This is a genomic window from Aeromonas sobria (genome assembly GCF_006243315.1).
In the GTDB taxonomy this organism is placed as follows: Bacteria; Pseudomonadota; Gammaproteobacteria; order Enterobacterales; family Aeromonadaceae; genus Aeromonas; species Aeromonas sobria_A.
On record NZ_NKWE01000031.1, the window covers coordinates 84,100 to 95,251 of the forward strand.

The following is an 11,152-nucleotide window of genomic DNA, read 5'->3' on the forward strand; positions in this document are numbered from 1 at the left end:
TGGCGCCCCTCACCGTGGCGGGGCGCCGGTTTTTGTTATGAGTGTTATGAGTGTTGTGAGTTGAGTGACAGCTCGCGGCAGATCAGGGCAAAGAGGTGCCCCTTGTCGTGAGCCGGGTTGAGAGTGAGCAGCTCTCGCAAGGTCTGTTCACAACCATCCCGCTGACCCAGCCCCAACAGGCCGAGCGCCCTGACCAGCAGACAGTGCTGGCGATGTTTGTGTTGCGGATCGTCATCCAGCACGATGAGGTCGGGCAGTGAGACGGCGAAGAAATCCGCCTCGACCGACTCGCCCATCGCCTGCTCGGCCCAGCCGACCATCCCCTCGAACAGACGCTGCGCCTCCGCAACCCGGCCAAGACGCGCCAGCGCCATGCCCTGATAGAAGAGGTAATCCACCGGCTGATCGTTGTAGTAGCGGCTGACCCCCAGCGACCCCTGACCGAGACAGGCCTGTTGCAGGCACTGGGCCGCCAGACTCTGGTTGTCACAAGCCAGATGGCAGAGCGCCAACAGGTAGTGGATATCGTTGTCGGTTTGCCCCACCAGACGCCCCTCCCCCAGATTGAGGGGGTAGTGCAGCGCCTGTTGCAGCAACGGAATAGCCTGCTCATGGCGCCCCTGAGTCATCAACACCAGCGCCCGGCGCTGCTGATTGATGAGGTACTGACCGGTCACCTTGCCCTCGCCTCCCTCCCAGGGGTGGAATTCGCGCAGCCGCAAGATCTCGGCCGCCGCATCCAACTGGCCGGTGATGTGATAGAGGCTGAGCAGTTCGGCGGTCAGATCGTCGCGCTTGAGGACCACCTCACGGTGTGTCTCCAGCAGCGCCAACCGCTCGTTGGGTGCCATGGTGCAGCGCTTGTGCAGCTGATCCAGTTCGAACAAGAGGCGGGCATCATCCGGCTTGAGGGCAAAGGCCCGGCTCAGACACTGCTCGGCCGCCACCGGATCGCCGCTCTTGTTGAAGTGATAGATGCCAAGGTTGCGCCAGGCCGGGGCAAACCCGGGCGCCTGCTCGCACACCTGCTGCCACAGGGCGATGGCTTGCGGGTAGCTGCGCTTGCTGTAGTGGAAGCAGCCCAGCAAGTAGCTGGCAAACCAGCTGTGGGGCAGTTGCGCCAGCATGGCCACCTCGCCAAGGGTATTGGGGAAGCGCACCTTGCGGCCAAAGGCCTGCTCGGCCCGCGCCAGCAGGGCATCCTGCGCCTCACCTTCGGGCAACTGAGCGGCCTGGAACAACAGCGGCAGGGTCTCTTCCACTGGCAGCAGCGAGAGCAGTTGCTGCGCCAACTCGGGGCGACCCAGCGCCAGCAGATTGCTCGCCAGGAAACAGAGGTTCACCCCACGCCCGTTGCACAGGGTGAGCAGCGCCTCGAGATCGGTCGGCTGCTCGCTTGCCAGCCAGCGCAGGAAGGCCAGCTGATAGTGGAGCGGATAACGGACTCGCTGCTCGTCGATATAGACGAGGGCCGCCGCCCGCTGACCAGACTCCAGCAGCGCCAACCCTTTGAGAGCGATGGCGCCATAGTGGGTACCGTTGACCGCGAGGCTCTTCTCGACAAAGGGCAACGCCTGCAGGGGATCACGGCGTACCATGGCGATACGGGCCAGTCCGAGGAAGCCGCTGTCGCGGCAGTTACCGCTCCAGGTCGCCTTGTAAAAGTCATCGAAGGCAGCATCGAACTGACCCAGACGCTCCTCAATGTGGCCGCGCAGCAGACTGGCCTTGCCACACTGGGGGTTCTTGTTGAGGCGATGGGCACGGGTCAGCGCCTGATTGACGTAGGCCAGCGCCGGCTCATAGTTGGCGCGGTTGTACTCCAGCGTCGCCAGCGCCAGGTTGCAGCGGTAGTCGCCACCATCGAGTTCAAGCGCCCGCAGGTAGTAATCAAAAGGCGAGCGGCTGGCGTGCAGATACTGCTCAAGATGCTGACCGATGAAATAGAGCTCATCGATTGAGTCGAGATTGACGGCCGGCTCCGGTGCCGTGGCCGGATCCGGCAGGGCTTCGCCCGCAGGCTGATGTTCGAGATAACTCAGGATCGGCTGGCCCTGCTCATCCAGCAGGCGTACCTGCAAACGTCCCTCGCTGGTGATGGCCTGTGGCTCAAGCCAGGCCTGACCCGGTTGCAGATCCAGCGTCTGGGTGAACAGCACGCCACTCTCGTCACTCACTTCGAAACGGGCCTGGCACAGCGGCGCGATCGCGTAGGCACCGCAGAGCAGACCGTCGTCGCTGCGCTCCAGCTTGATGGCGGCGCGGGTATTGGCATTTTGCAGGGTGCCCAGGGTGTTGTAGGGCAGGAAGTTCTGCACAAACACCTTCTCCTCCCCCGCATCCAGCCAGGTAAAGTCGGGCTGGTTGTCGGTGTAAACCCCGGTCATCAGCTCGATGTAGGGGCCGTTGTGGTCGGTCAGGTTGCGATCCCAGGCCAGACCGAAGTCGCAGTTGCCCCAGCTCCACTGTTTCTTGCCCGGCGAGACGTGGTGATCCGCCACGTGCAACAGGCCGCCCTGCTCGTCATGGCAGTAGGCGCCGACGAAGTCGTAATCGGACTTGTCCGCCATGTAGGAGGTGGGCACCGGAATGTTGCGGTAGCGGGAGATATCAACGCCGGCGGAGTAGTCCACCTTGTAGTAGGTGCCACGGGCGATGGGGAAGGCACTGACGTCGCGCTTGCCGTGGTCATAGACGGCGGTCACATCGGGCGGGAAGACGCTCTGGTGGGCATCGCCCCCTTTCACCGCCGGGTTGGACCACCAGAGGAAGTGGCGCGGCGTGTCGTTGCCATTGAACACCTTGCCGGTGATCTCGATGAGCGCCTTGTCCGGATAGAGGGTAAAGCCCGCCATCACCTGCAGACCGCGCATCGGCTCCACCTCGCCCAGCCAGACGGTCTTGGCACCGCCTTCCCGCTCCGCAATGGTGAAATCCACCGGCATAAAGGTGGTGGGCCTGTGGTGCTGCGGCCAGTTGAACTCGATACCACCGGAGATCCAGGGCCCTACCAGCCCCACCAGCGCCGGCTTTATCACCTCGTTGTAATAGACAAAATCCCGCTGCATCACCTTGTCGTAGGCACGGTGGATGCGGCCACCCAGCTCCGGCAGCAGCATCACCTTGATAAAGTCATTCTCCAGCCAGACCGCCTGATAGGACTTCATCTGCTTCTGACCGGTGAGGGTGTCGATCACGCCGTAGGGATAGACGGCCCCCGAGGAGCCCTGATAGACCCGCTTCTCGAGAAACATGGGGTTGGGATCTTCGGCACCAACCTCGTAGGTCGGCAGTGAGATGGTCTCTACCCAGACTTTTACATCAGCTCTCATTAATCTCGCCTCACTCAACATTTGTTAGTAAAGTTTTCAGTGAGACCAGATTAGAATGGTTAAAGCTGCATTAATTGCCGAAAGATCACGCAATACAGTAAGCGGAGTTTAGTTAAGCGATGAACATAGGGTTGAACAACCAGAAGGTCCGCCACCACAACAAGCAGGTGCTGCTGGCCCTGCTCTATCAGCTCAAGGAGGCGAGCAAGTCCACCCTGGCCCGCCACTGCGAACTCTCCATCCCGGCGGTCAGCAAGATCCTCGACGAACTGGTTGCCGATGGCGCCATCAGCCACAGCGAACAGAACCTCTCCCAGCGCGGCATCAATGGCGGCAGCTACCGCATTGCCAGTGGCCAGGGGGCCATCCTCTGCCTCAATATCAGCCCCACCCGTCTGGAGAGCATACTGGTGGATAACCTGATCACCCCGCTGGGTGAGTTCAGCGACCAAAAGATTGCCCCGCAAACCCCCGATGAGCTGCTGCGCCTGATTGAAGCGCACTACTACCAGCACAAACGCCACCACAAGGGGCTGGCGATCCGGCTGGCCCTGTCGGTACACGGTCAGGTCAACCCGGCGACCGGGGTGTCGCAAACCATGCCGCAAGCCCCATGGCACGCGCCGGTCGAGCTCAAGTATCTGCTGGAGAAGCGCCTCGGCTGCGAGGTGATGGTGGATAACGACTGCATCATGCTGGCGCTGGCCCAGAAGTGGCAGGGCCGGGAAGGAAACGGGGATTTTTGCGTCATCAACGTCGATTACGGCATAGGGTCGGCCTTTATCATCAACGGTCAGATCTACCGGGGTGCCCTGTTTGGCAGCGGCCAGATAGGCCACACCATCATCAATCCGGACGGCAGCGCCTGTGCTTGCGGCCGCTATGGCTGCCTGGAGACGGTCGCCTCGCTGTTTGCCATCAAAAAACGGGCCCGGGTCTTTCTCAAGCAACAAGCCTGCGCCGATAACCCGGCGCAGGCGGGTGTGGAGCTGGATACTGCCCGGCTGCTCGCGCTCTACCATCAGGGGGATGCCATGATCCGCACTCTGGTGGACGAAGGGGCCCGCGCCATTGGCCTGAGCCTCTACAACTTCCTCAATATCCTCAACATCAACCACATCTGGCTCTATGGCCGCAGCTGCGACTTTGGTGAAAGCTGGCTGCAAACCATCGTCAGCCAGACCGGCGCCAATCCGTTCGACTGCAGCGATGCGGTCAATGCGACCCAACTGCGCTTCGGCGAACTGACTCGCCCTCAACAGGTAATGGGCATCGGCTACCTCTATGTGGAGCGGGCCTTGGCAAAAAACAGGTGACAAAGACGCTTCGAGGCGTAAGAGAGCGAGGCTCTATCGATCGCTCGCTCTCCCTGTTTTCTCACTTGCCTCATAAAGGCATCTAGCCCTGTAGATGCCTGACGCAGCTCCCGCGCTTAACGGGCGTTCTGGCAGAGGGCTGAGTCAAACACCTGATTCCAGTCTGATTTCATATCGACCACTACCCAGCCCCGATCTTTGGCCTGCGCCAGTCCGTCGATCAGCTTGCCGCTGGCTGGCGGATGGCTGTCGTAGGCGTATTCACGCTTGGCATCGGTGTGGTGCACCAGCAGACCGAAAGTCTGGTAGTCCGGATTGGTCGAGGTGTACTGCAGCATGGGCACGTCGCCATCGCTGTTGCCAAAGGCGCCGACCGGGCGCTGTCCCATAAAGAGGTGGATGGCGGCCGGTTTAGCCTTGCCGTCATCAAAGAAGGCGCCGTTCATGGTCTTGCGGATCTCGCTGCCCTGCCCGGTCAGGGCAAATTCACCAAGGGTGAAGGAGCCAATCACCTGTTGGGGCGGGATGCCATACATCTGCTCGGACATCACCCGCATAAAGTCGACGCCGCCACCGGAGACAATCCAGGTCTGGAAGCCATTATCCCGCAGATACCCCAGCAGTTGCTTCATCGGCAGATAACCGAGCTGATCATAGTGGCAGCCAAAACGGGGATCCTTGCTGCTGTTGACCCAGCGGCTGACCCGCTCGGCAAACTCGGTGGTGGTCATGCCGCTGTGGGTCAGCCCCACCAGCTTGGCGAGTCCCTTCTCCCCCGATTTGGCCACGGCCTTGAGGTCGTTGCTCAACACTGCCGCGACGATGGGATCGGCCTTCCACTCCGGGTGTTCCGGCGCCAGGCGCTTGATCTCGTCCATCGCAAACTGCAGCTGATAGGTCATGGGCGCTTCCGGCCAGAGGGTGCCGTCATTGTCAAACACCACATGGCGCTTCTCTTGGGGGATAAAGGTGGCCTGCTGCTGATCGGTGGCATTGGTCACCCAGCGGGTGATCGCCTGCTTGGCTGCGGTGTCATTCCAGGCAGATAAGGGATCGCTCTGGCCAGCCTGTACCGTAAAGGCGCCGCACAGCAGCAAAAGAGAGGAGAGTCGGTTTAATTTCATCATGTTACCTGTCAAACAAGAGACGGCCGTGACACGACCGGTACAAGAGGGATCATCAAAGGCAATCCTATGCTGACCATCTTGTACTGGAGCTTAAGCGAGTCCCAAAAGGGTTCACAGCCACTCAACTCCGGGATGGCGATCACGGATTAGCGATCGCACAGAGGATGACGAGCACCCCTGCGGCTCACCGCCATTGATGCTGATTTATCAAAAGTCATTTGCTGTTACCGTCATTTTTGCCAACAAACAGCCCCTGCATACTGGCGCCATTCTCCCATCGGGAGTCCCTATCCAAGGAGTTGTTATGCCACTGGCGTTATTTGCCCTTACCTTAAGTGCCTTTGCGATCGGCACCACCGAATTTGTGATTGTGGGGCTCATCCCCACCATAGCCCAGCAGCTGAATGTGTCGCTCCCCTCGGCGGGGCTGTTGGTCAGCCTCTATGCCCTTGGGGTGGCCATCGGCGCCCCCGTGCTCACGGCGCTCACCGGCAAGGTGCCGCGCAAGTGGCTGCTGGTAGGGCTGATGGCGCTCTTTACCGCAGGTAACCTGCTGGCCTGGCAGGCCCCCGGTTACGAGAGCCTGATCGTGGCCCGCATCCTGACCGGACTGGCGCACGGGGTCTTCTTCTCGGTGGGCAGCACCATAGCCACCGGGCTGGTGGCCAAAGAGAAGGCGGCGAGCGCCATCGCCATCATGTTCAGCGGCCTCACCGTGGCGCTGGTGACCGGCGTACCGCTCGGCACCTGGATTGGTCAGGTCTTTGGCTGGCGCGAGACCTTTCTGGTGGTGAGCCTGCTGGGCCTCGTCGCCATGGTGGGTAGCCTGCTGCTGATCCCAAGCAACCTGCCCAAGGGGGCGGCCTCGACCATCCGCGAGCAACTTGTCGTGCTGACTAACAAGCCGCTGCTGCTGGTCTATGCCAAAACCGCCCTCGGTTACGGCGGTGCCTTCACCGCCTTCACCTTCCTCGCCCCCATCCTGCAGCAGGTGAGCGGCTTTAGCGCCGGTGCGGTGAGCCTGATCCTGCTGGTCTACGGGGTATCGGTCGCCATCGGCAATATCTGGGGTGGCAAGCTGGCCGACCGTCTGGGCCCCCTCCCCGCCCTGAAGCTGCTGTTTGCCGGTCTGGCACTGGTGCTGCTGGCCCTCACCTTCACCGCCCCCTATCCGCTGCTGGCGGTACTGACCGTGCTGGTGTGGGGCGCCTTTGCCTTTGGCAATGTGCCGGGTCTGCAAGTGCTGGTGGTCAAGCAGGCCGAGCTGCACACCCCCAAGGCGGTGGATGTGGCATCGGGCCTCAATATCGCCGCCTTCAACGTCGGTATTGCGCTGGGGTCGATCGTCGGTGGCTTGGTGGTGGAGCACCTTGGCCTGATCCATACCCCCTGGATCGGCGCCCTTATCGTGCTGCTGGCCTATGGGCTGACCCATGTCAGCGAGCGCCGCGAAGCCGTCCGGCTCGCCGCCTGTCAGGCATAAGCTGCGCCAGCAGGCAACTCAGCCTCTCCCGTCATCAAATAAAAACGAGCGGCTCAGGCCGCTCGTCTCTTTTCACGCGCTGTTATTTTTGTTGGTTGTTATGCCGTGCGGGAAACCACTGCCCCCTTGTTCACCGCCCGCGTGAGCCAGTAGTCGAGGCTGACGTAGCGCCCCCCGCCGTAAACCAGCAGCACCAGCAACATCACGAAGTAGGTGGCGGCAAACTCCATCCCGTTGTTGAGCATCACAGGATCCCCGAGCTCGGTGATGTAGTTGTAGCGACCGGGGAAGTTCGTCGCCAGCCACTCGATAAAGCCGTTAAGGCGCAAGGTGGCCTCCATGCTGCCGGTGGCGATGGCATCCCAGCCGTGCTTCCAGTGCACCATGGCGCTCGCCACGCTCATCAGGAAGATGGTGGGAATGGCCATGATGCGGGTAAAGAGGCCAAGGGCGATACAGATACAACCCAGCACTTCGGTGCCCGCCGCCAGAAAGGCGAGCAGGGTCGGGAATGGCAGGTTGAGCCCCCCTTCCGAGATTGGCGCGCCAAACCAGGCGACGGTGCCGGCAAAGCCCACCACCTTGGAGTGGGCCCCCACATAGATGACCGGAATGAGATAGAGGCGAATGGCCAGCAGGGCCAGAAAATCGAGCCGCTTGCACTGGGCCACTGCCCGTTCGTACCACTGGATCAGGGTGTTGTTCATGGGAATTCTCCTTGGTGTTTGCTAAATGAGGGCCTAAGTCAGGACACAGGGGCGCCGGGCTGGCGCTCACCAGCGGGCAGCGTCAGCAGACCCAGCCGGTGAAAATGGCGCGCCCACTCGGTCAGATCAAAATCGCTGCGAACCTGTTGCACCTGTTGCTGGAACGCGGCTCGGGTGATCCCCGGCTGCTGTTGCAGCGATTGGATCAGCGCCACATCCCATTCGCGCAACCGCTGGGTCACCACCTGATGATCCGGGCTGCGAAACAGGCCATAGCAGTGATTGCCCTGCCGGGTCGGCAGCACGCCGCTGCGATGGATGGCAAAGGGGAGTTCAAGTAGTTGCAGGGTGGGATTAAGCACGAGCGGACTTTCCGCCGTCACCTCCTCCCCCGGTAACGCTTGCGGCACCACCCCTTGGTCAATCTCGACACAAAGGCAGGCCCACTCATACTCCAGCAGCGCCAACCGCTGCTTTGGCCAGTTGAGGGTGCCCTCGCCGTGGCGATGCTGCACATAGCGGACAAACTCGGTGGCGATATGGTGAAACTCGGGGGCCTCGGCGCCGTGCGCGATGACAAAGCCCTCCACCAGCTGCCATCTGTCCACCGGCGCCCAGTGGCCGTGGGTAAGCGGAAACGCGCTCTCCAGCACCGACGCCACATTGGCGCGCACGCTGCGGGCATAGTGACTGGCAATGCCATCCTGCGGCAGCCGTACCCGGCTCGCCAGCCAGGCGGTCTGCTGCTGCATCCGCTGCGGGGCTGCTTTGGGCGATGTGATCAGAGATAACCGTCTATCCATAGCGCACCTCCCGCACCTGACTGTCGAGCGCCTCACAACAGGCGCCGTGCACCCGTGCCAGCTCGGCTTCCAGCTCAGGCAACGACGGCAGATGGTGATCCCGCTCCAGCAACAGGGGACGCAGGCCGTGGGTCTGCACCGTATAACGGGCCAGCGCCACCACTTCCTCACACACAGGTTTGCCGTGGGTATCCAGTAAAGTGCCGTCCGCCTCTTCCAGATGACCGGCGATATGGAAGTAGCGGATCGCACAGCCCGGCAACCCGGCGATCATCCGCTTGGGGCAGTAGCCGTGGTTGCGGCTGTTCACAAAAACGTTGTTGATATCGAGCAGCAACTCACAACCGCTGCGCGCCACCAGCTCGGCGAGAAAACCCTCCTCCGGCATCTCGTGGTCATAGCCGTGGTAGTAGGAGATATTTTCCAGCACCAGCGGGCGGGCCAGCGCCTCCTGCACCTGTTCGATCCGCTCTGCCAGATAGGGGATGTTCTCCCACTGGCGCGGCACCGGCAGCAACTCGTAGAGATAACCCTGCTGGTCGCGGGAAAAGCTCAGGTGCTCGCTGTAGATCTCGATGCCGAACTCGTCCAGAAAGGTGCGGATCTGGCCGAGCAAGGTGAGATTGAGGGGCTGACAATCACCGAGGGAGAGGCTGAGCCCGTGGGCCACCAGCGGGTAACGCTCGGCCAGCTGATGCAGCTGCGCCCGCTTGGCGCCGCCGATGGCCATCCAGTTCTCCGGCGCCAGCTCGAGAAAGTCGATGCCGGGGCGGATGGGGCCGGAGCAGAGCGCATCCAGATGCTCTTGGCGCAGCCCGATCCCCCGACTGCGGGAGCTTATTGGCCGCATACCCCCTCCGTCATCTTGCTGCCCTTGTTGGCACTGGATCTGTCGCCATCGATCCCCTGCTCCGCCACACCGCACTTGCCATCGCGAGCGCGCACCAGCCGACCCTGCGGATCGCTCTCTAAAGCCTGCTTTTCAAAGCGCTTCTCGGTGCCGCACTTGCCCGCCGCGCACTTGCCGCCGTGCTGTTCGCTGGGGGCGGCCTTCACCGGCGCATCGCTCGGGGTGGCCGCCAGCGCCAGTCCCGGGGTCAGGGCAATCAGGCTGGTCATGGCGATGGAGAGGGTCAGTTTGCCGGTGGTTTTGTTGCTGCTTGAGTTACTCATGAGCGGACTCCTTGACGGATGAAACGGGGTAGCTGGAGAGATCGCGGGCGGCCACAATCTGGCCGTGGAACTGCTGTTTGACGATGGCCATCGCCTCTTTCTTATGATTGAGGCCGACCCCCATCCAGTGGCTCAGCACCAGCAGCTTGGGGTTCACCTCGGCGGCAATCTTGGCCACCACAGATGGCTTGGCGTGGAGCGAGGCAGAGACAGGATCGGCCGCTTCGTGGATGGCGAGCGGCATCACCAGAATGTCGGCCCCCTTGGCAAACGGCACAAAAGCCGGGTTGCTGCCGTTCTGATCCGCCGAGATGACGATGGTCCCCTCGGCGCTCTCGATGCGATAGGCCAGACAGGGCACGTCACCGTGAGGGATGCCAAGTGCGGTGATGGTCAGCCCATCCTGCTGATAGACGGTGTGGGGCTGCGGGCTCTGGTAGGGCACATCGTGCAAGTTGATGGGGAAGAGGCCATCGGTGCCATCCTTGAAGCCGCTCAGGTAGGCATAAGCGCCCTTCTCCTTGTTGAAGAGGGCATCAAAGTAGCCGCTCATGCTGGGGAAGGCCGAGCCGGCTTGCGGCCCTGCCAGATCCAGCGGATCGCTGCGCTCGAAGAAATACGCTCCCTTGAGCAGGGCGGGCAAATCGGTCACATGGTCGGTGTGAAAGTGGCTGATGCCGATAAAATCGACCTCTTCGAGCTTGGCCCCCGCCTGGCCGAAGCGCAGGTAGACACCGCCACCGGCATCGATCAGGATGCGGGATTTCCCCTTCCACCAGATCACCTCGCTGGAGGAGGCGCGCAGATCGTCGGAGATGGGGCCACCACTGCCGAGCACCTGCAGGGTGAAGGTTTTATCCAGTGGCGTCAGTTGTACCGGTTCGGCACAGGCCGGGGCGACGGTGAGCGCGCAGCCGATGGCCAGCGCCACCGCTTTCAATCTCTGTTTCATCACAATTACCTGTCGGTTGGTTGTCGGTTGAAAGTGTGTCGTTTGTATCGTTTGTGTTGTTTAAAGAGGGGTGAGAGGGGCCGGTGGCGACGAGTGAACGCCAGCCACCGGCCATGGGGAGGGGCGGTGAGCACCCCGCCGTCAGTTGCCGTCCCGTTTGTCTGCCTGCCAGCGCGCTTCCAGCCAGAGCAGGTTGCACAGGCCCAGCAGCAGGGCGAATCCGAGGCCCAAAATCCAGGTGAAGTACCACATAGCGTCC

10 protein-coding genes are annotated in these 11,152 nt (G+C 61.9%); 2 read left to right on the plus strand and 8 right to left on the minus strand.

Going from position 1 to position 11,152, the window contains the following annotated elements:
- Positions 1-44: 44 nt before the first annotated feature.
- Positions 45-3,332: a DUF5107 domain-containing protein gene (locus tag CF137_RS10660; RefSeq protein WP_139718970.1), complete on the minus strand. Its 3,288-nt coding sequence runs from the start codon at positions 3,330-3,332 to the stop codon at positions 45-47.
- 119 nt (positions 3,333-3,451) lie between these two features.
- On the opposite strand from CF137_RS10660, the gene CF137_RS10665 reads away from it, so the two are divergent.
- The gene (locus CF137_RS10665) at positions 3,452-4,648 is read left to right on the plus strand and encodes an ROK family transcriptional regulator (protein ID WP_162850436.1); all 1,197 of its coding nucleotides are present in this window, start codon (positions 3,452-3,454) and stop codon (positions 4,646-4,648) included.
- Between the two features lie 116 nt (positions 4,649-4,764).
- Here the strand turns inward: CF137_RS10665 and CF137_RS10670 are convergent, their stop codons facing one another.
- Positions 4,765-5,775 (minus strand): HAD family hydrolase, encoded by a 1,011-nt coding sequence (locus tag CF137_RS10670; RefSeq protein ID WP_240038544.1) that lies wholly within the window; start codon positions 5,773-5,775, stop codon positions 4,765-4,767.
- Between the two features lie 304 nt (positions 5,776-6,079).
- Here CF137_RS10670 and CF137_RS10675 point away from each other — a divergent pair, with 304 nt between their 5' ends.
- Positions 6,080-7,258, plus strand: a complete 1,179-nt coding sequence (locus CF137_RS10675; RefSeq protein ID WP_139718972.1) for an MFS transporter — start codon at positions 6,080-6,082, stop codon at positions 7,256-7,258.
- Between the two features lie 98 nt (positions 7,259-7,356).
- Here the strand turns inward: CF137_RS10675 and CF137_RS10680 are convergent, their stop codons facing one another.
- From CF137_RS10680 to cydX, 6 genes are all read right to left on the minus strand, one after another.
- Entirely contained in the window at positions 7,357-7,965 is a 609-nt protein-coding gene (locus tag CF137_RS10680) for an HvfX family Cu-binding RiPP maturation protein (RefSeq protein WP_139718973.1), read from the minus strand.
- A 38-nt stretch (positions 7,966-8,003) separates the two neighbouring features.
- On the minus strand, positions 8,004-8,768 hold the full coding sequence (locus tag CF137_RS10685) for an HvfC family peptide modification chaperone (protein ID WP_139718974.1): 765 nt from the start codon (positions 8,766-8,768) through the stop codon (positions 8,004-8,006).
- The gene (locus CF137_RS10690) at positions 8,761-9,618 is read right to left on the minus strand and encodes an MbnB/TglH/ChrH family RiPP precursor modification enzyme (RefSeq protein ID WP_139718975.1); all 858 of its coding nucleotides are present in this window, start codon (positions 9,616-9,618) and stop codon (positions 8,761-8,763) included. The genes CF137_RS10685 and CF137_RS10690 overlap by 8 nt, the downstream gene beginning before the upstream one ends.
- Positions 9,606-9,941, minus strand: coding sequence for a hypothetical protein (locus CF137_RS10695; RefSeq protein WP_139718976.1), 336 nt, complete (start codon positions 9,939-9,941; stop codon positions 9,606-9,608). The genes CF137_RS10690 and CF137_RS10695 overlap by 13 nt, the downstream gene beginning before the upstream one ends.
- Complete coding sequence (locus CF137_RS10700; protein ID WP_139718977.1) at positions 9,934-10,893, minus strand: MBL fold metallo-hydrolase; 960 nt, start codon at positions 10,891-10,893, stop codon at positions 9,934-9,936. Before CF137_RS10700 ends, CF137_RS10695 begins: the two co-directional genes overlap by 8 nt.
- 141 nt (positions 10,894-11,034) lie before the next feature.
- Positions 11,035-11,145 carry a cytochrome bd-I oxidase subunit CydX gene (cydX, locus tag CF137_RS10705; protein ID WP_139718978.1) on the minus strand — a complete coding sequence of 37 codons (111 nt, stop codon included), beginning with the start codon at positions 11,143-11,145 and terminating at the stop codon, positions 11,035-11,037.
- Positions 11,146-11,152 lie beyond the last annotated feature (7 nt).

Coding starts and splice junctions, on each gene's coding strand:
- CF137_RS10660 (WP_139718970.1), bottom strand. CDS start 3,332: ATGAGAGCTGATGTAAAAGTCTGGGTAGAGACCATCTCACTGCCGACC.
- CF137_RS10665 (WP_162850436.1), top strand. CDS start 3,452: ATGAACATAGGGTTGAACAACCAGAAGGTCCGCCACCACAACAAGCAG.
- CF137_RS10670 (WP_240038544.1), bottom strand. CDS start 5,775: ATGATGAAATTAAACCGACTCTCCTCTCTTTTGCTGCTGTGCGGCGCC.
- CF137_RS10675 (WP_139718972.1), top strand. CDS start 6,080: ATGCCACTGGCGTTATTTGCCCTTACCTTAAGTGCCTTTGCGATCGGC.
- CF137_RS10680 (WP_139718973.1), bottom strand. CDS start 7,965: ATGAACAACACCCTGATCCAGTGGTACGAACGGGCAGTGGCCCAGTGC.
- CF137_RS10685 (WP_139718974.1), bottom strand. CDS start 8,768: ATGGATAGACGGTTATCTCTGATCACATCGCCCAAAGCAGCCCCGCAG.
- CF137_RS10690 (WP_139718975.1), bottom strand. CDS start 9,618: ATGCGGCCAATAAGCTCCCGCAGTCGGGGGATCGGGCTGCGCCAAGAG.
- CF137_RS10695 (WP_139718976.1), bottom strand. CDS start 9,941: ATGAGTAACTCAAGCAGCAACAAAACCACCGGCAAACTGACCCTCTCC.
- CF137_RS10700 (WP_139718977.1), bottom strand. CDS start 10,893: ATGAAACAGAGATTGAAAGCGGTGGCGCTGGCCATCGGCTGCGCGCTC.
- cydX (WP_139718978.1), bottom strand. CDS start 11,145: ATGTGGTACTTCACCTGGATTTTGGGCCTCGGATTCGCCCTGCTGCTG.